We start from the raw sequence: 17,970 nt of genomic DNA, 5'->3' as shown, positions 1-17,970 counted from the left end.
CACCATTTCAGGTGATCCCTTTTATTATTCCATCATTTCGGTATCCAATTTGAAGTGTTTTTTTGATAACTCTTGGAATTGATTGGGTTTGACTTCAACCTTTTCGTGCTGACCATGATCCCATCGGGTCAGGGTGGTATCGGTTAATGTAATTCTCCCATTCTCAGTCAATCGGGTTAACAGAGGGTTTTTGTTGAATGGCGATTTTTCATGTTCAATGATTGTTTTTTGTATATCGTTGAACGCTGTGACATCTTCGATCTGTTCCGTCGAATCAAAAGTGTAACCTGCTCTCCAGTCTTTATCTTTATGCTTCAATTTTAGTTCGAGCGTATAATCTCCCAGATCGTTTTCTGATTTTTTCACAAAGAATTCCCCGTTGGAAGACGTCACTTTCTCACCACTCAAAGGGACCGGCTTCAATGGCAGATTACCACCAAAACCAGTGTCGACAAGATATTTTTTGCTGTTATGAATCAGTAGAATGGCGACATGGGTTCTTCCGAGCGGTTCACCGTTCAGAACGACTCCACGCACCATATACGCCTCAAAACCATTTTCAATCAAGAATAGATAAAGTAAAGGATTCAGTTCATAACAAAGTCCACCTTCTTCATTTATTAGAAGCTTGTCAATCAGGTAATCTTCTGTCAGAGGTTGCGTCTTATTTTGCATGATGCGTATGTTTTCAAAAGGAATGGTCCTTGATAAGTTTTGGAGTACCTGCTCCAGGTTATGGAAATCAACCGTTTCCTGGCTCGAAATTCCAATCCTCTTCCGGAACAATTCATTCATGTACAACACCTCCATTGAAATAACATTGAATAGGCTGCTTTTCATATCTTTATTTTCACACATTTGTAAATGAAGTGGAACGGTCATAGGAATGAAAAGTTTTAGAGCTTAAGTTGTAGAGTGTATACGCACAACATATGCAATAAAAAAAGGAGTGCGGATCATCCGCACTCCTCCTTACCACGGAATCTAGTGTATGGTTCGATAGACTCCAATGACTTTTCCTAGTATAGATACATTTTTTAGAATAATCGGTTCCAGAGAAGCGTTTTCCGGTTGAAGTCGGACATAATCTCTTTCCTTGAAGAATCGTTTGACTGTCGCTTCATCTTCCTCTGTCATAGCTACGACGATATCCCCATTGATGGCAGTGGACTGTTGTTTCACGATGACCATGTCTCCATCATAGATTCCAGCTTCTATCATACTATCACCTTGGACAACTAATGCGAATACATTGTCATCTCCTACCATATGATCTGGTAGAGGGAAATACTCTTCTATGTTTTCGATAGCCGTGATAGGTTGACCAGCAGTTACCTTACCAATGACAGGAACATTGATCGATTCGCTCTTCGGTATGGTCGTATCCATATCCTCTGTAATGACTTCGATCGCTCTAGGTTTGGTAGGGTCTCTACGAATCAACCCTTTTTTCTCAAGACGTGATAGATGTCCATGAACGGTCGAACTGGATGCGAGTCCAACTGCCTCCCCGATCTCACGGACAGAAGGAGGATATCCTTTATGTTTCACTTCAAACTTTATGTAATTCAATATGTCTTGTTGCCGGCGTGATAGTTTCATTCTGTCCACCTCAATTCTCCTCGTTTGTTGCATTAAGTATATCATGTGTTCGGCGAACATACAAACATAAGTTCGAGAAAAACGGTTGACAAGAACAGGCGTTCTTATTACAATGAATTTATCAAATGAGAACAGATATTCGTATCGGAGGGATTTGTAATGAAAAGACAGAACGGTTGGTCTTTCGTAATTGTATTGATTGTGATTGTCTCAATAATGGGAAGTTATTCACTCGTAAAAGCGAACTCTGAAGCGGAAGCAGAATACGTGAAGATCAAGATTGAACAAGGGGATACGCTTTGGGGTTTATCCTCCAAATATAAAAAAGATCATACTTTTACAGCTGAAGCATTCGTGAATTGGGTAGAGAAAAATAATGGTGTACAAGCAGAAAGCCTCCAACCGGGACAAACGGTCACGATCCCTGTTAAATTGGATATGAACCAGATTGCATCCAAATAACCGAACAGAAGTGAAGGGAATTACATGAAAGCAGTCATATACTGTAGAGTCAGCACAGAAAAAGAAACACAAGCATCTTCTCTCGAGCGTCAAGAAATGGAGCTTAGACAACTCGCAGCCGAGTTTCATTTTGAAATTATAGAGGTCATCCAAGAAATGAAAAGCGGTTTTGAGATTGAAAGAGACGGCATGCTTCAAGTAATGGATCTAGCAAAAGAAGGCTATGCGGATGTTTTACTAGTACAAGACGAAACGAGGATCGGCAGGGGAAGTGCCAAAATCGCCATTCTTCACACACTGGGAAAATATGGTGTAAAATGCTATACGATCAGTGAGCAAGGGGAAATCCAACTTACAGAAGCGGATTCAATGGTGCTTGAAATCGTGAGCCTAGTAGAAGACTATCAACGGAAGTTACATAATGCAAAGATCAAACGAGGAATGAGAAGAGCAGTCAACAAAGGCTATCGACCTGAACGGAACCTGTCCAATTTGACAAAAGGTGGACGAGAACGCAAGGAAGTCCCCATCGAAGAAATTGTAAGGCTTAGGCAGCTTGAGTTGACATTTAAGGAAATCGCGACGACTCTTAACGGATTAGGGTTTGATATTTCTAAAGCAACAGTCCACCGGCGGTATCAAGAATATGTGGATGCACAAAATTAGAAATATGAATCGAAATACGTTACACTTATAAAATGAATCTGGTTAAAGGAGTTTAGCGATATGCTTTCACAACAAAAAATAGATCGGATCAATGAACTTGCAAGAAAATCGAAAGCTGAAGGACTTAGTCCAAAAGAGAAGGACGAACAACAAAAACTGAGAGCAGAATATCTCAAGGCTTTCCGCGGAGGTTTCAAAAACCAACTGAAGTCGATTAAAGTCGTCGACCCGGAAGGAAATGATGTAACTCCCGATAAATTGAAAAACGAAAAAAAGCGTAAACATTGATAACAAGCCTGATTTGAATATTTTTTCAAATCAGGCTTGTCTTTGTATTGCATCAGAATGAAACTCTGGTATACTGTTGTATAACAACGGGTGAGGGGTGGATAATCTGATGTTCTCTATAACAAGTCCGGCTGTAAAGTTATATAAGGAAGAACTAGGCTTGAAGAATGGGGATGGCATACAATTGTTTTGCCGATATGCTGGGAGTGAAGCAGGTCTATGCATTGGAGTAGAACGAGGTTTGCCTGGGGAAGACGACTATGTTCAAGAAATTGACGGTATCCAATTTTTTGTCCGGCCACATGAAGTCTGGTTCGTTGAAAAAATGACAATGGATTACGATGATTATGACGATCGATTTACGATTGAACTTCCAAGTATCGCTTAAAGGTTGAATGCCTGTACCACAACAGATGGTGCAGGCATTTTTGTGTACCTTCAATTCCTCTTGAATGATAAAGAGGGAGATGTGCAAAACAACACTGGAATCCCTTTATTAAAAGCCAAGAAAACATGCACGAATTACAATTTTTCGACTATTATAGATCTGCCTTGTGAATTTTAACAAGAGGGTATATCATGAGAAAGGAATGATAGAATAAGGGTGTAACAAGAAAGGATGAATCGTCGTGTCAACATCTATTGAGCAATTATCAATAAACACAATCCGTACATTATCAATTGATAGTGTCGAAAAAGCGAACTCTGGACATCCGGGAATGCCGATGGGTGCGGCTCCAATGGCTTATCAATTATGGAGTAAGCATATGAATCATAACCCATCCAATCCAGATTGGTTCAACCGTGATCGTTTCGTATTATCGGCTGGCCACGGTTCTATGCTTTTATATAGCCTGCTACATCTTTTCGGGTACGATGTATCTATGGAAGATCTGAAGAACTTCCGTCAATGGGAAAGTAAAACACCAGGTCATCCAGAGTATGGAGATACGCCCGGTGTTGAAGCAACGACTGGTCCATTAGGACAAGGTGTTGCAATGTCTGTAGGTATGGCGATGGCTGAAAGACACCTTGCTGCTACATACAATCGTGAAAACTACAATGTTGTCGATCATTACACATACAGCATTTGTGGTGATGGAGATTTGATGGAAGGTGTTTCTTCTGAAGCTGCTTCACTTGCAGGTCATCTACGGCTCGGTCGTCTGATTGTCATGTATGATTCCAACGATATCTCTTTGGATGGGGACCTTCACATGTCCTTCTCTGAAGACGTTCAAAAACGTTTCGAAGCATATGGTTGGCAAGTACTGTTTGTGGAAGATGGAACAGACTTGGATACGTTGGACAAAGCGATTGCTGAAGCGAAAGCAAACACTGATCAACCGACATTGATCGAAGTGAAGACCGTCATCGGTCACGGTTCACCTAACAAGTCTGGAAAATCAGCCTCACACGGTGCTCCACTTGGTACAGATGAAGTGAAGATGACAAAAGAATCCTACAAGTGGACATTTGAAGAAGACTTCCATGTTCCAGCAGAAGTCCAAGAGCACTTCCGACAATTGAAAGAAGATGGTGCTAAAAAGGAACAAGAATGGAATGACCTATACAAGTCCTATGAAGAAGCGTATCCAGAACTTGCAAGCCAATTGACGGATGCGATCAATGGTAAACTTCCTGAAGGCTGGGAAAATGAGCTTCCTCAATACAAAGCAGGTGAGGATAAGCTTGCAACACGTGCATCTTCTGGAGAAACATTGAATGCAATCGCAAACAGTGTACCTCATTTCTTTGGAGGTTCTGCTGATTTAGCTGGTTCGAACAAAACGATGATGAAAGATAAAGGAACGTTTTCTCGTAATGACTACAGCGGACGCAATATCTGGTTCGGTGTACGTGAATTCGCTATGGCTGCAGCGTTGAATGGAATGCAGTTACATGGCGGTTTGAAAGTTTACGGAGGAACATTCTTCGTCTTCTCAGATTACCTTCGTCCTGCAATGCGTCTTTCTGCACTAATGGGTCTACCAGTCACATATGTACTGACACATGACTCCATCGCAGTTGGTGAAGATGGACCGACACACGAACCGGTCGAACAACTTTCTTCACTTCGGGCCATGCCGAATCTCGGTATCATCCGTCCAGCTGATGGAAATGAAACGGTTGCAGCTTGGAAACTTGCTCTAGAAAGTGAGTCGAAGCCGACTGCACTTGTTCTTACTCGTCAAGGTCTTCCAACATTGGAAGGCACGAACGAAGAAGGTGTCCGTAAAGGTGCTTATGTCGTATCTCCAGCACACGAGGGACCTGCAGATGTGATGCTCCTTGCATCCGGTTCCGAAGTTTCCCTTGCAGTGGGAGCGAAAGAGGAGCTCGAAAAAGAAGGGATCAAGGCTTCGGTTGTCAGCATGCCTTCTTGGGACCGTTTTGAAGAACAACCACAGGATTACAAAGAGAGTGTCATCCCTAAAGCTGTGAAGAAACGTCTTGCAATTGAAATGGGTGCAACGCATGGTTGGCATAAATATACTGGAGATGAAGGACAAGTCCTCGGTATTGATCGTTTCGGAGCATCAGCTCCTGGTGATCGAGTCATGAAGGAATACGGATTCACAGTAGAAAATGTCGTAGCGAAAGTAAAAGCGATGTTAAATAATTAATGATTTTTGGATTGACCCGGTAAGGGTCAATCCTTTTTACTTCAAAAAGTTCAGATCGAAAATTCTTTCGACAAAAGACGCCATTTAATTCTACATATAATGACAGCGCTTACAGGATATTTTTGGTATACTGACTGGATAAGTATGGTATGCCGAGGTGATGGATTGTGCGGAAATATGAGATCTTTTTACTCGAAGATGAAGTAGCGTACTATTATTTTGGGCGGGAACAGGTTTTGTATCAATTTTTCGTAGAAGCTGTTAATCCAGTACCAAGTTTAAGGAATATTATAGAAAGGCAGCTCGCCTATATTACGAAAGCAATTCCTAGCTTCGTGTTTAACTATGAATTGAAAAAGGTAGATTCCACTTCAAAAGGTTTCAACTTGAAGAAGGATGAACAAATGCTTATCATTTATTCTGATGTAAGTAAGGCTGTTCTTAGGAAGCTGGATCACCAATTGACACTGATCTCTACTGGTAATTTCGATGCGGAGACACTCATGTTCGAGCACTTGAGAAAAGTCGACAAAACATTTGTTGCAGTGGATATCGAAGGGAATAGCATCGGGTGGTTAAGTCCTGTTAAACAAGCCCACTTCATTTGAGTCAAAACGTCAAAGAAATTTCGTTTACATATATTGAGTTCAGATCGGAATTTATAGTACACTAGTTCTAGACAACGAGAAGGGAGAAATATGAACATGGATTGGATGTTAGTCGTTGTGGGCTTAATCGCACTACTCGTCGGTGTAGCGATTGGCTTTTTTATCGCCCGCAAATACATGATGAGTTATCTTAAGAAAAATCCACCTATTAACGAAAATATGTTACGCGTAATGATGATGCAAATGGGACAAAAACCATCCCAAAAGAAAATCAATCAGATGATGCAAGCAATGCAAAAACAGATGAAATAGATGGTGGACAAGCACTCACTTGGTTGAGTGCTTTTTTTACATTATAGTATAATGAGCTGTATGCCAATTAGACTCATTACACATCATCTTGAACTTTAAGATGAATGAAGAAAAGGACTTGATGGAAATGGATAACGTTCAAGTTGTTTCAGTTGAATCCGTTGAATGGAATGATTTTCATATCATAGATGTACGATCTCCATCAGAATTTAGAGAATTCCATATCAATGGGGCGATCAATGTACCGATATTCTCAAATGAGGAGAGGGCTAAAGTCGGTACGATGTATAAACAAGTCGGGAAAGAGGAAGCGAAAATGCTCGGTCTTTCCATCGTGTCTCCGAAACTTGTTGAGATGGTTAGCCGTTTGAAGGACATTCATCATTCTATAGAAAAGCCCATTCTCGTCTATTGCGCTCGTGGAGGTATGCGTAGTAGTAGTTTTGCAACCGTCATGTCATTAATGGGGCTACCGTGTTACCAATTACAAGGCGGAATACGCGCATATCGGCAAAAGATCGTTTCAGGCTTACGTTTTTATCACCAAAACCAAGTACCTTTTGTCGTCTTGGAGGGACTGACCGGTTCCAGGAAAACGGATATACTAGAAAGGCTCTCAATAGAAGGTTATCCTGTGTTGAACCTTGAGGAAATGGCAGGGCATAGAGGTTCTATCTTCGGGCAGGTCGGCACCGAAGCACAATCACAAAAAGCCTTTGACCGTAACCTCTACGATAGACTTTCAGATATTGGTGAGACAGATTACTATTTGATTGAATCGGAAAGCAAACGGATCGGTAAAGTGATTATTCCCGATTGGATTTTAAGTGGTAAAGCCTACGGGAAAAGAATCCATATCCATTATCCATTTGAAAAAAGGGTTCAGGCGATCTGTGCCACTTATAAACCTGAAGATCATCATGACCACTTAGGTGAGGCACTACAGAGATTAAAGAAAAGAATGAAGCCAGAATTGTTTCATGATCTTATGAATGATTTCCAAAAGCATCAGTATGAAAATGTTGTCCGCGTCTTACTTGAACATTATTATGATCCGAGATATCAATTTACTGCGGATCAGTACGTCACATCGCCGACCCATGTCCATATGGAGGACTTGGGAGAAGGTTTAGCAAAAGTCAGGGAAATCCTTCAAGATTATGAACAATTCAAGAACGTACGTGATTTGTAATTCTAGCGGGTACGCAAAGACATCATAAGAGACGAATCATGTAGAATGTGAGGCATACATATGGGAGAAACGGTATTGACATTGTTTCGGGAAAATGCCGAGGTGGCAATCGCCATAAGCTTACTCATCAATATCTTAATTGCGGTTTCTGGTTTCCTTCCTAGTTATTTTCTCACAGCAGCAAATATCTACTTTTTCGGATTTTTGGGCGGGACAACTCTTTCCATTGTTGGCGAATCGATTGGTGCTTATGTCGCCTTTCTTATCTATAGGAAAGGTTTTCGCAGATTTACTAGAGATAAACTGCAAAAATATAAAAGGGTTGAACCACTAATGAATTTAAGTGGATGGAGAGCATTCCAATTCATTTTGACGCTAAGGCTGATGCCATTCATGCCATCCGGAATCGTCACCTTCTTTGCAGCGATCGGGGTCGTTTCTGTTTTGACCTTTGTTTTTGCAAGTACAATAGGGAAGATTCCAGCATTATTAATAGAAGCTTTAGCCGTCCAACAAGTAATGGAATGGAACTGGATCGGAAAATTGATCCTCTTGGTGATCAGTCTGCTTTTCTTGTGGAATTTGCTCCCGTTCATCCGAAATAACGAACTTCAGAATGATAAAGGTGTGAAAAAATGAAACAAAATAAGGCCATCATAGGACTGACAAGTTTAACTTTGATATTGGGAGGGTGTTCTTCTATACCGAATCCGTTTGAAAAGGAAGAACCCTCCGTCAGTGAACAACCAGATGAACAACAGAAAGATCCATCCAACAATGATCAGGATGAATCCAGGGATCATGAAGGATCGGATGATCAGTCGGATGGTCAAGATGACAAACAGACAGATGAGCCTGATCTACCTTCTTTAGAAGACACGGTGACGGTGACAGCAGATGGAAAGAAAGTCGTCACCAATGTTGATGATCCACTTGTTCTCGTCAATAAAGAACGTAGTTTACCAGCTGACTATGAACCGGAAGACCTCGTCATACCGAATGTCCCTTTTCCATTTACGGAAAATTTACCGAAAAAACAATTGAAGAAAATAGCTGCCTCTGCGGCGGAAGAGATGTTCAGCCAGGCTGAAAAAGATGGAATACCACTGTTTGCACAATCCGGTTACCGTTCGTATGATCGGCAAGAAGCGATCTTTACTTCTAATGCTGAAAGGGTAGGAGAAGAAGAAGCGAACAAGTTCAGTGCGTATCCAGGTCAAAGTGAACATCAGAGCGGACTAGCACTCGATGTGACGTCACCGGCGGTTGAATTCAAACTCATCGAGGAATTCGGAGAGACTGAGGCTGGGCAATGGGTGAAGGAAAATGCCCATCGATATGGCTTTATTATCCGCTATCCAAAAGGTATGGAAGAAATCACAGGCTATCAATATGAACCATGGCATTTACGTTTTGTTGGGAAAGTCCATGCCGAGCGAATTCATGAACAAAATATGACACTTGAAGAATATCTGGGTGTCCAAGTTGAAGCCGTCAACTCTACCGAGTAAACTGAAAGATATGAAAGAGAGTAGAGTCGGTATTAGGGGGAGTTGAAACCGTTGGCAGCAGATGTGAATTTGTTCTTGGCATTCGGTGCGGGATTTCTGTCCTTCATTTCGCCATGTTGTTTACCATTGTACCCGGCATTCTTATCGTACATTACAGGAATGTCCGTGCATGAATTGAAAGAGGAAAGAGGCATACTACGGAAAAGGGCTTTATTACATACCACCTTTTTCTTGATTGGATTTTCAACGATCTTCATCGTTTTAGGGATGAGTACCTCCTGGTTTGGCACCTTCTTCTTCCAATATAAAGATTTGATCCGTGAGATTGGTGCGATATTAGTCGTGATATTCGGACTTGTCCTGATCGGAGTATTCAAACCTGAATTTCTTATGAAAGAAAGGAAATTCAAATTTCAGAGGAGACCGACAGGATATCTGGGTTCTTCTGCAATCGGAATGGGATTCGCTGCTGGATGGACGCCATGCACAGGACCGATTTTAGGAGCGGTCATCTACATGGCAACAACCAATCCAGGACAAGCGATGTTCTATATGGTTGCGTACGTCATCGGATTTTCATTACCATTCTTCATCATGTCTTTCTTTATCGGGCGAATGACCTGGATCAAGAAATACAGCAGAAGAGTCATGTTGGTAGGTGGTTATTTGATGATCTTCATGGGAGTATTCCTTTATTTTGATTGGATGTCGACACTGACATCCTTCTTATCCAATCGTTTCTTCAATGGCTTTTATGGATTCTGATTATTCGATTATAGTGGAGGATGTTTCGTAGAACATCCTCTTTTACATCAATTTGACCTATAATCCCATTTTGTTATATCGTTAAATAGGGTAAAAGAAAAATACATAGTGATAGAAAGGGTTCGAGACGATGCAATCTAATGATATTATTTTAAAAACGACCTCAGCTATCATCGTCTTCGTCATACTTGCGTTTTCCGTCAATTTATTCCTTGCAGGTCACAACGCACCCGGCGGAGGATTCATTGGTGGCTTGATGGCAGCTGGAGCATTCATACTTTTGTATATCTCATTTGGTTTGAAAACGATGAACAAAGTGCTGAAAGTCAATTTCCGATATTTTATTGCTGTAGGTTTGATGGTAGCATTCTTAACTGGAATTGGTTCTTTCGTCTTTAATCAACCATTCCTTAGTCATACATTCGGTTATTTCAAACTGCCGTTGTTAGGGAAGACGGAGCTTGCCACTGCAATGTTTTTCGACCTTGGTGTGTATTTGACGGTAATCGGAGTTACGATGACGATTATCTTGACAATCGCAGAAGATCGGGATCAAGGAAATGTGCAGGAAGGGAAGTAAATGAAGTGTTGGTAGTAGCGAGTACAATCATTGCGATTGTGATGGCAAGTGTAGCACTTTTCATCAGAATGCGGGCTGCACGGAAGCCTGCATCCATCAAGAAAATCATCTTACCCCCGTTGTTCATGTCAACGGGATTCCTTATGTTTTTGTACCCTCCAGCAAGGGTCAATTTGGATGAAGCTCTGGAAGCTCTTCTTGTAGGAGCATTGTTCTCATTGCTGCTCATCCGCACATCCTCTTTCGAAAAGCGATCAGATGAAATTTATTTGAGACGGTCCAAGGCATTCGTTTTCATTCTGATTGGATTGTTGTTGTTCAGAATTGTACTGAAGCTCTATCTAGGGCAACAGATATCCATTGAAGAAACAAGCGGACTATTCTTTATTTTAGCTTTCGGTATGATTGCTCCTTGGCGGATAGCGATGTATTTTAAATTCAAGAAGCTTCAAACAATTACAGAATGAAGAAAAGGTTGACCGTTACGGTCAACCTTTCGTTTTAGCCTAACAACTTCTGATAGGGTTGTAGGTCGATATTTTTTTGATTCAACTTTTTGATCAAGAATTTGTGGTCACGTTTAGGTGTAGCAATGATGTAACCGCGGATGATCAGATCCTGATCAATCGTTTTTCGTTTTTCCTCAATTGCCAATTCGCCGATTTTACCTGCAATTTTATCTCGGGCGACATCTCTGAACAGTTCCGGAACGGGTTCGACAAGTTCCTCGAGCAGAGCGGACTGTTGAGGAGTCCACATGTGTCTTGTTTCTTTTATATAATGGTCTTGCCAATCCAGGATGGACATTCCATCTTCTTTTGGCATTCGTTTTAAGAACTTCCGGAACATGAAGTATCCGCCTATCGCAAACATGGATATCAAGAAAAGGGTCCATAAAACGATGAACCACCCGAACCAACCTTCTAACATAAAGCCACCTCAGTCTAACGTTACGTTTCTTTCCCCATTATACTAGCTCTTAAAAAAGCAAATCAAGTCTGATTATCAAGACATAGGACTCCGTCGTCATAACATTAGATTACCATAACAAAATTATGTAAACAAAGTAGAGTGATGTAATGAATACAAGTCCTCTCGTATGGTTATTGTCCCACTCAATTCAACATATATAGACATATGATGTAGTACGTCTGAGTGGGGGAGGGATGAAAAGATGAGTTTGTTCGAACATCACTGCAACGATTGGAAAAATTCAAAGAAAGATAAGTGCGACACGTGTGTATGCGATCAGCTTTCTAAATTGGATACGGGTACACCGGTTTTCGTAAGGACGAAAGCAGGTGGAATTAAATCATCGATCAAAGGAAGATTCTTATGCTTTGATAAAAAGACGTGTTGTGCGACTTTTACAGAAGAAGTCTTTCGGGAAGAAATTACGACGATCATTGATTGCCGTGATATCGTCTCATTATCGATTGCAAATGAAGAATTCCTAGATAGTATGAGAGCGATTATGAACCAGGCATACAATGCACTCAACAACTTCACACCACCGAGCTAAAATAAATGAAAGTAGCTTTTCCAGCTACTTTCTACATAAACGGTTCATTCTTTGTTGAAGGGCCACACATAAAAGCTATAGAATGAAGTGGTACCATATCATCTATCAGACAAGGGACTTCATAAAGGAGCTTACATATGAATAGAATTTTTACATGTACAATGACAGTAAACGCAGATTTGGAAGAAGTGTGGGAATACTTTATCAACCTAGAGGAAAATGGTCCATCCTGGATGAATGGAATTTCGTCTTTGGATAAGGTTAGCTCAGGTGGAGTAGAGGAGGGGACAAGTTATGTATTCGAATCCCGTGGCAAGCCATTATCGACGACCATTACAAAGTATAGACCGATGGATACCGTGACTTTAACTTCTCAACAAGGAAAATTTCGGGCAGATTACATTTATTCATTCAGAAAAGAAAACAATGGAACGAAGATGACTTTAAATGCTAATTGTGAGGCGTCAGGTTTGATGAAGTTATTGTCACCATTGATCCAGGTGGCAATAAAGAAGTCGGACGGAGATCAATTGAAGAAGTTTAAAAATGCATTTGAAACTCGAACAAAATAACTGAAATTAAAAATGGCGGGACTGTGTGGGAATCGAACCCACCGGAGACGGCACGCGCCTCCCGAGAGGTTTTGAAGACCTAGGCGGACACCAGAACCGCAGCCAGCCCCATGTTATTTCAGGATTTCATTATATATCGGTTTCGACAAAATATCAAACATCACAGCTCATGTGACAAATTTTGTTGAAGACTATAGTCAACATACAACAATATTCTACAATTTAATAGGTGTTCTACTCACTACAAAGCATTCTGTATGTAGGATCCGTACGTTTGGATCTAAATATAGAGTGCTTTTTAAATTTCTATTGAAGAATAGGCCCATTTATATTATGATGGAAAAGCGTGTCGAAATATGCCGTTGTAATATACGCGTAACAATGTTATCCCCAATCCAGAGAGTTATCCACGATTTTTCCCTTCATCTCAAAACGATAGGATTTTATTACAAAATCCAACACCCAAAAGATGAAATTGAAATTATCCACAATGATCTGGAGTTTTCCACTGTTTTTCAATCTTCTCAAAAAATTAGCATTTTGAATCTATTTTCAATGTTACAAACATGCTACAAAGTTATCCCCGGTTACCCACAGTTATCCACCGTTCTAACGCCAGAATCAAAAACACTCCTTTTTGAAACGAAACTAGGACTTAAGACCCAATAATACCATCGTCTCACAAACACGTCTCAACAAACTTAATGAGATATAATTATGAAACATCATGTTTTTGATATATCATAGAGTAAAAGGTTGGTTTTAAGAAAGGAGCAAAGTAGATTGGCGAAACTTGGTTATGCAAGGGTAGCAGCTGGTAGTGATGCACTTGAAGAACAGGTTGACGCTTTGAAAGAATTTGGTTGCAAGAAAATCTTTACCGATGATAAGACAACTAAAAATACGTATAAAGATGGTTTGAATGCGATGTTGGAATATGCAAGAGAGGGCGACATCGTAGTCGTTTTGAAGTTGGACCGTTTAGCTCGAAGCATTCAAGAACTTCAGCAAATCATTGATGACTTGAAAGTCAGAGAGATTGATATCGTTTCAATCACCCAAAACATCAATACGACCACGGATCATGGGAACGATATTTATAGTTGGATCGATATATTCGCAGATTTCGAGCGGGAGTTACATAGTGAAAGAATCAAGCTAGGTATTGAAAATGCCAGAGAGAAAGGTGTCAAACTAGGCAGGAATGAAGCGAGTCGATCCATGAAGGAAAAAGCGTTTGAGATGTATCAATCGGAAGAACATACGATGCGTGAGATTGTAGAGGAAACCGGATTGAGCCGAGCGACGATCTATCGGTATATTGAAAGGAAAAAAGGAACGGAGTAAGCCGATTTGTTGCTTCTTACCATAACAGTAGATAAAGTAGAAAATGATACAGAAAACAGTAGGTGAAACGCATGTCTACCAACTATTATACAATTGGAATGGCCGGACACATCGATCACGGAAAAACGACGCTGACGAAAGCGTTGACGAACGTAGACACTGATCGGTTGAAGGAAGAAAAAGAGCGGAGCATCTCAATAGAATTAGGCTATGCCCCGTTTGATCTAGGGGATGGGTATCAAGTTTCCATCATAGATGTACCAGGGCATGAGAAATTCATCCGGCAAATGATTGCGGGCGTTGCCGGCATCGATTTTGTCATTCTGGTCGTTGCTGCGGATGAGGGCGTAATGCCTCAAACGAGAGAGCACGCTCTGATCTTGAATTATTTAGGAGTCGAAAACGCTGTCATCGCGGTAACGAAATCCAATAAAGTGGAACAAGAACTGCTCGATCTTGTTGAAGAAGACATCCGGAGTGAATTTTCCGGCACGATATTCGGTGAGGTCCCGATGTTCTTCGTGGACAGTGTATCTGGTCAAGGGATTGATGATCTGAAAGATGGTATACTCGAACGTTTGCCTGAAGTCGAGCAGAGGAATCCGGTTGCCAAATTCAGAATGCCGATTGATCAGGCATTCACGTTGAAAGGGAAAGGCGCAATCGTTAGAGGAACCGTTTTCGAAGGGACAGTCAATACGGGTGATGAGCTTTTCCTTCTACCGGGTAAAGCACCTGTTCGGGTTCGTCAAATTCAAGTACATAAGGAAACGGTTGAGGTCGCCATAGCTGGTCAACGTGCTGCAATCAACCTAGGAGGAGTATCTTCAAACGAGATATCAAGAGGAGACACCTTGACTTCGAACACCTCTCTCAGTCCATCCACTACTGTCGATCTCGTCCTTCATGTCCGTGAGCAGTTGGAGTACAAATTGAAACAACGTTCACGAGTCAAATTGCATACGGGAACTTCAGAGGTGATGGGAACACTCGTTTATTTCGATCGGAATGAGCTGAGTGAGGGATCACAGGAAAGCATCCTCTGTCAGTTGAGATTAGATGAACCGATAGCGGTTCTAAGAGGAGATCGATTCATCATCAGAAGGCCTTCGCCTGTTGAAACAATCGGTGGTGGATGGGTTTTAGATCCATTCGGTGCCAAATATCGATTCGGAACGAAGACGATTGAAATGCTTCAACAAAAAATGGAAGGTTCCTTATTTGATAGAATGATCGATTCTCTCCAATCAATGAAGGTTGCATCAATCCTTAAGTTGAGTGAATCAATTGGGGCTACAGAAGAGGAGACGGCAGATACTCTATCAGAAATGAAGGAAAGCGGAGAGGTCGTCAACCTTGAACCAGATAAAGTAGCCTTGAAAGCTGAACTAGAGCGCGCTTCCGAACAATTAATCGAACATCTTTCTAAGTTCCATCAGATGTACCCAATGCGATTAGGTCCAGGAAAAGCAGAAGTGGTTCAAGAGTTCAAAGTATCTTATCCGACTTTGCTTATTGAGCATGCGATTACGCGATGTCTCGATGAAAAGGTTATGATTAAGAATGGACCGTACTTGAAAAGAGCCGAGCATCAACCTACATTCCCGAAACAATGGGCAAAAAGGATGAGCAACGTTGTTGAACAGCTGCGCTATGCTGGGATTAAGCATGAAGGTTTAGCTGAAATGGTTCGTGACCAAGAAATACCAGACTCCCTGTTACCTGAGTTTGAAAGATATTTACTTGAAACGAACCGAGCTGTAACACTCGAGGATGGCACATTCATCCACCAGGAAGTTTTCGACCATGCTTTGAAAAACTTGTATGACGGTACGGGTGGCGATTTATTCACTGTACAGGATGCTAAAGGTATTCTCGATCTGTCACGTAAGTACTGTATTCTATTTTTAGAAAAGCTGGACGCACTCGGTTTGACAACAAGAATTGATGATCAACGGAAGTGGGTGAAACATAAACTTGAACCCTATCTCAAACCCGAAAAAAGTAAATAAAATCGGCTTCTGGACGCCTTATCTCCATTCGAATCGTGGAAATACCACAACAGCTAGAAGAATTGCTGCCGGTTTATGTGACGAGGGGTATCAAGTTGAAATGTTCGCTTTTGAGGAAGAAAAATGGTCGGATCAGGATCTTAAGAGGATGGAATCTTGCGACCTTTATCATATCCTTCACTTCAGTCGATTTTCCTCATGGATGGATTCGAAGGACATCAAGCTGACAAAGCCTTATGTAATTACTTCTGGAGGCACGGACGTGAATGAGCAGATGGAAGACCCGATATCACGGCGTTTATTAGCAGAAGCAGAAGCCATCACTGTTTTTACCGATGAAGCTGCTCAAAAGGTCATGTCTGTTTATCCTGAACTGGAACAGAAGGTGCATGTCATCCCACAAAGCGTCTACATCCCTAAGCGTCACGAAGAACCCGATGTGGACCTCCCTGAAGGGAAGGGACCACACCTTTTATTACCCGCAGGTTTGAGAGAAGTAAAGGATGTTTTCCATATCATGGATCGGATTGCAGGGCTGAAAGAAATGTACCCGGATCTTCAATTCATGATTGTTGGGGAAGCTTTGGATCTTGAAATCTTAGGCCAGGTGAAAAAATTCGAACAAAAAAACGAGTGGTTTCATTACATTGGAAGTCTGCCGCTAGAGCAAATGGCGTATGTATATCAGTGGGCGGATATGATCCTGAATACGTCCATATCAGAAGGTCAACCGATCGCGCTGATGGAAGCGATGTATCACGGTGTGCCGGTCATCGCTCGTTCTAACGCAGGGAATGAAAGTCTCATACGTCACGGAGAGAATGGATTTATTTATAAAGAACCAGACTCCTTTGATGAGATGTTCATTCGATTGATGGAAAACAGAAGCCTGTATGACCAGTTTGCCAATAATGGAAGATCCATGATGAATCGTGAATTTTCCATTCAGAAAGAGATTCAACACTTTAAAGAAATTTATCAACAAATAACGAGGTGAACGAAAATGAAAAAAGTATTCATGCCAATTATCGCGATTTTCATGCTGTTCGTATTAGCAGCATGTGGAGGAGCAGATAAGACGAAAGAAGATTCCGGTGAACAGAAAGAAGAATTGACAATCGGAGTCATCCCGGCTCAGACAGAAGGGGAAATGCAAGGGGCGATGGAAAAGCTGGAAAGCTTACTTGAAGAAAAGATGGACCGTGAAGTGAAAATTGATACATATCCGGATTATAACGGGGTTGTCGAAGCGATGAACTTCGATAAGATCGATATGGCATTTTTCGGACCGTTGACGTATGTCATTGCTCATGAAAAGAGTGGAGCAGAAGCCATCATCACTCAGTTGGTGGATGGAGAACCGTTCTATCATTCCTATATCATCACCCATAAAGACAACGCATTTGACTCATTAGAAGACTTCCTGAAAGAGAGTAAAAAGTATGACTTTGCGTTCGGTGATCCGAATTCCACTTCAGGGTCACTCATACCGAGCATTGAACTTGGAGATCGTGGCGTTTTTACAGATGAGAACGAACATGAATTCAATACGGTACGATATACAGGTTCTCACGATGCCACTGCGTTAGCTGTTCAAAACAAGCAAGTTGATGCTGGTGCGATAGATAGTGCGATCTATGATCAGCTGATCGAGTCTGGAAAAATCGATGAAAGCCAACTGAAAGTGATTTGGAAATCCGATAAGCTTTTCCAATACCCTTGGGCTGTCAATAAAGAGATGGATGACGAAACGGTCAAACAGCTACAAGATATCTTCGTCAACATCGACGATAAAGAAATTTTAGATGCATTTGGTGCATCTGGTTTTACCAAAGCTTCGAACGAAGATTATGAAAGCATTCGACAAGCAGCTATCAAGCAAGGAGTCATTAAGGAGTAGGATC

The 17,970-nt window shown here is 41.4% G+C and carries 22 protein-coding genes and 1 tRNA gene; 19 read left to right on the top strand and 4 right to left on the bottom strand.

The genetic code is table 11. From position 1 onward, the window contains the following. Window positions 1-24 precede the first annotated feature (24 nt). Together ACXQIQ_RS03970 and lexA are read right to left on the bottom strand one after the other, a co-directional pair. Window positions 25-795, bottom strand: a complete 771-nt coding sequence (locus ACXQIQ_RS03970; protein ID WP_439300036.1) for an arylamine N-acetyltransferase family protein — start codon at window positions 793-795, stop codon at window positions 25-27. A gap of 189 nt (window positions 796-984) precedes the next feature. Continuing rightward, entirely contained in the window at window positions 985-1,602 is a 618-nt protein-coding gene (gene lexA, locus ACXQIQ_RS03965) for a transcriptional repressor LexA (RefSeq protein ID WP_226550280.1), read from the bottom strand. Between the two features lie 159 nt (window positions 1,603-1,761). Here lexA and yneA point away from each other — a divergent pair, with 159 nt between their 5' ends. The 13 genes from yneA to ACXQIQ_RS03900 all read left to right on the top strand — a co-directional run bounded on the left by yneA (window position 1,762) and on the right by ACXQIQ_RS03900 (window position 11,080). Continuing rightward, window positions 1,762-2,064 carry a cell division suppressor protein YneA gene (gene yneA, locus ACXQIQ_RS03960; RefSeq protein WP_439300037.1) on the top strand — a complete coding sequence of 101 codons (303 nt, stop codon included), beginning with the start codon at window positions 1,762-1,764 and terminating at the stop codon, window positions 2,062-2,064. A gap of 24 nt (window positions 2,065-2,088) precedes the next feature. Next, window positions 2,089-2,730 (top strand): YneB family resolvase-like protein, encoded by a 642-nt coding sequence (locus ACXQIQ_RS03955; protein WP_439300038.1) that lies wholly within the window; start codon window positions 2,089-2,091, stop codon window positions 2,728-2,730. 60 nt (window positions 2,731-2,790) lie between these two features. Further along, a complete protein-coding gene (locus tag ACXQIQ_RS03950; RefSeq protein ID WP_439300039.1) occupies window positions 2,791-3,018 on the top strand; it encodes a DUF896 domain-containing protein in 228 nt (75 codons plus the stop codon). A gap of 109 nt (window positions 3,019-3,127) precedes the next feature. Then, window positions 3,128-3,406 carry a hypothetical protein gene (locus ACXQIQ_RS03945; protein ID WP_439300040.1) on the top strand — a complete coding sequence of 93 codons (279 nt, stop codon included), beginning with the start codon at window positions 3,128-3,130 and terminating at the stop codon, window positions 3,404-3,406. A gap of 241 nt (window positions 3,407-3,647) precedes the next feature. Further along, a complete protein-coding gene (gene tkt / locus ACXQIQ_RS03940) occupies window positions 3,648-5,645 on the top strand; it encodes a transketolase (RefSeq protein ID WP_439300041.1) in 1,998 nt (665 codons plus the stop codon). A gap of 167 nt (window positions 5,646-5,812) precedes the next feature. Beyond that, window positions 5,813-6,253: a sporulation inhibitor of replication protein SirA gene (gene sirA, locus ACXQIQ_RS03935; protein ID WP_439300042.1), complete on the top strand. Its 441-nt coding sequence runs from the start codon at window positions 5,813-5,815 to the stop codon at window positions 6,251-6,253. Between the two features lie 96 nt (window positions 6,254-6,349). Beyond that, window positions 6,350-6,565: a YneF family protein gene (locus ACXQIQ_RS03930; RefSeq protein ID WP_226550219.1), complete on the top strand. Its 216-nt coding sequence runs from the start codon at window positions 6,350-6,352 to the stop codon at window positions 6,563-6,565. Window positions 6,566-6,692: 127 nt separating this feature from the next. Further along, window positions 6,693-7,757, top strand: a complete 1,065-nt coding sequence (gene mnmH / locus ACXQIQ_RS03925; RefSeq protein ID WP_439300043.1) for a tRNA 2-selenouridine(34) synthase MnmH — start codon at window positions 6,693-6,695, stop codon at window positions 7,755-7,757. A gap of 60 nt (window positions 7,758-7,817) precedes the next feature. Further along, window positions 7,818-8,396, top strand: a complete 579-nt coding sequence (locus tag ACXQIQ_RS03920; RefSeq protein WP_439300044.1) for a TVP38/TMEM64 family protein — start codon at window positions 7,818-7,820, stop codon at window positions 8,394-8,396. Then, a complete protein-coding gene (locus tag ACXQIQ_RS03915; RefSeq protein WP_439300045.1) occupies window positions 8,393-9,268 on the top strand; it encodes a M15 family metallopeptidase in 876 nt (291 codons plus the stop codon). Before ACXQIQ_RS03920 ends, ACXQIQ_RS03915 begins: the two co-directional genes overlap by 4 nt. Window positions 9,269-9,319: 51 nt before the next feature. Beyond that, entirely contained in the window at window positions 9,320-10,033 is a 714-nt protein-coding gene (locus ACXQIQ_RS03910) for a cytochrome c biogenesis CcdA family protein (RefSeq protein WP_439300046.1), read from the top strand. A gap of 130 nt (window positions 10,034-10,163) precedes the next feature. Next, the gene (locus ACXQIQ_RS03905; RefSeq protein ID WP_439300047.1) at window positions 10,164-10,613 is read left to right on the top strand and encodes a Na(+)/H(+) antiporter subunit B; all 450 of its coding nucleotides are present in this window, start codon (window positions 10,164-10,166) and stop codon (window positions 10,611-10,613) included. Window positions 10,614-10,621: 8 nt separating this feature from the next. Continuing rightward, the gene (locus ACXQIQ_RS03900) at window positions 10,622-11,080 is read left to right on the top strand and encodes a CcdC family protein (RefSeq protein WP_439301940.1); all 459 of its coding nucleotides are present in this window, start codon (window positions 10,622-10,624) and stop codon (window positions 11,078-11,080) included. Between the two features lie 34 nt (window positions 11,081-11,114). On the opposite strand, the gene ACXQIQ_RS03895 is transcribed toward ACXQIQ_RS03900, so the two are convergent. Further along, complete coding sequence (locus ACXQIQ_RS03895; RefSeq protein ID WP_439300048.1) at window positions 11,115-11,543, bottom strand: DUF2621 domain-containing protein; 429 nt, start codon at window positions 11,541-11,543, stop codon at window positions 11,115-11,117. 244 nt (window positions 11,544-11,787) lie between these two features. On the opposite strand from ACXQIQ_RS03895, the gene ACXQIQ_RS03890 reads away from it, so the two are divergent. Both ACXQIQ_RS03890 and ACXQIQ_RS03885 read left to right on the top strand, forming a co-directional pair. Then, window positions 11,788-12,135: a hypothetical protein gene (locus ACXQIQ_RS03890; protein WP_439300049.1), complete on the top strand. Its 348-nt coding sequence runs from the start codon at window positions 11,788-11,790 to the stop codon at window positions 12,133-12,135. A gap of 137 nt (window positions 12,136-12,272) precedes the next feature. Continuing rightward, window positions 12,273-12,707: an SRPBCC family protein gene (locus tag ACXQIQ_RS03885; RefSeq protein WP_439300050.1), complete on the top strand. Its 435-nt coding sequence runs from the start codon at window positions 12,273-12,275 to the stop codon at window positions 12,705-12,707. Window positions 12,708-12,720: 13 nt separating this feature from the next. On the opposite strand, the gene ACXQIQ_RS03880 is transcribed toward ACXQIQ_RS03885, so the two are convergent. Then, window positions 12,721-12,817 (bottom strand) — tRNA-Sec (locus ACXQIQ_RS03880). 673 nt (window positions 12,818-13,490) lie between these two features. Here ACXQIQ_RS03880 and ACXQIQ_RS03875 point away from each other — a divergent pair. The 4 genes from ACXQIQ_RS03875 to phnD all read left to right on the top strand — a co-directional run bounded on the left by ACXQIQ_RS03875 (window position 13,491) and on the right by phnD (window position 17,966). After that, window positions 13,491-14,054, top strand: a complete 564-nt coding sequence (locus ACXQIQ_RS03875; RefSeq protein ID WP_439300051.1) for a recombinase family protein — start codon at window positions 13,491-13,493, stop codon at window positions 14,052-14,054. Window positions 14,055-14,125: 71 nt separating this feature from the next. After that, the gene (selB, locus tag ACXQIQ_RS03870) at window positions 14,126-16,066 is read left to right on the top strand and encodes a selenocysteine-specific translation elongation factor (protein WP_439300052.1); all 1,941 of its coding nucleotides are present in this window, start codon (window positions 14,126-14,128) and stop codon (window positions 16,064-16,066) included. Continuing rightward, window positions 16,032-17,063 carry a glycosyltransferase family 4 protein gene (locus ACXQIQ_RS03865; RefSeq protein ID WP_439300053.1) on the top strand — a complete coding sequence of 344 codons (1,032 nt, stop codon included), beginning with the start codon at window positions 16,032-16,034 and terminating at the stop codon, window positions 17,061-17,063. The genes selB and ACXQIQ_RS03865 overlap by 35 nt, the downstream gene beginning before the upstream one ends. A 6-nt stretch (window positions 17,064-17,069) precedes the next feature. Further along, window positions 17,070-17,966: a phosphate/phosphite/phosphonate ABC transporter substrate-binding protein gene (phnD, locus tag ACXQIQ_RS03860; protein ID WP_439300054.1), complete on the top strand. Its 897-nt coding sequence runs from the start codon at window positions 17,070-17,072 to the stop codon at window positions 17,964-17,966. Window positions 17,967-17,970: the final 4 nt, after the last annotated feature.

This window comes from Pseudalkalibacillus sp. Hm43 (assembly GCF_054170705.1).
Note: the sequence above shows the minus strand (reverse complement) of the source record. Positions and strands in the feature narration are given on the sequence as shown.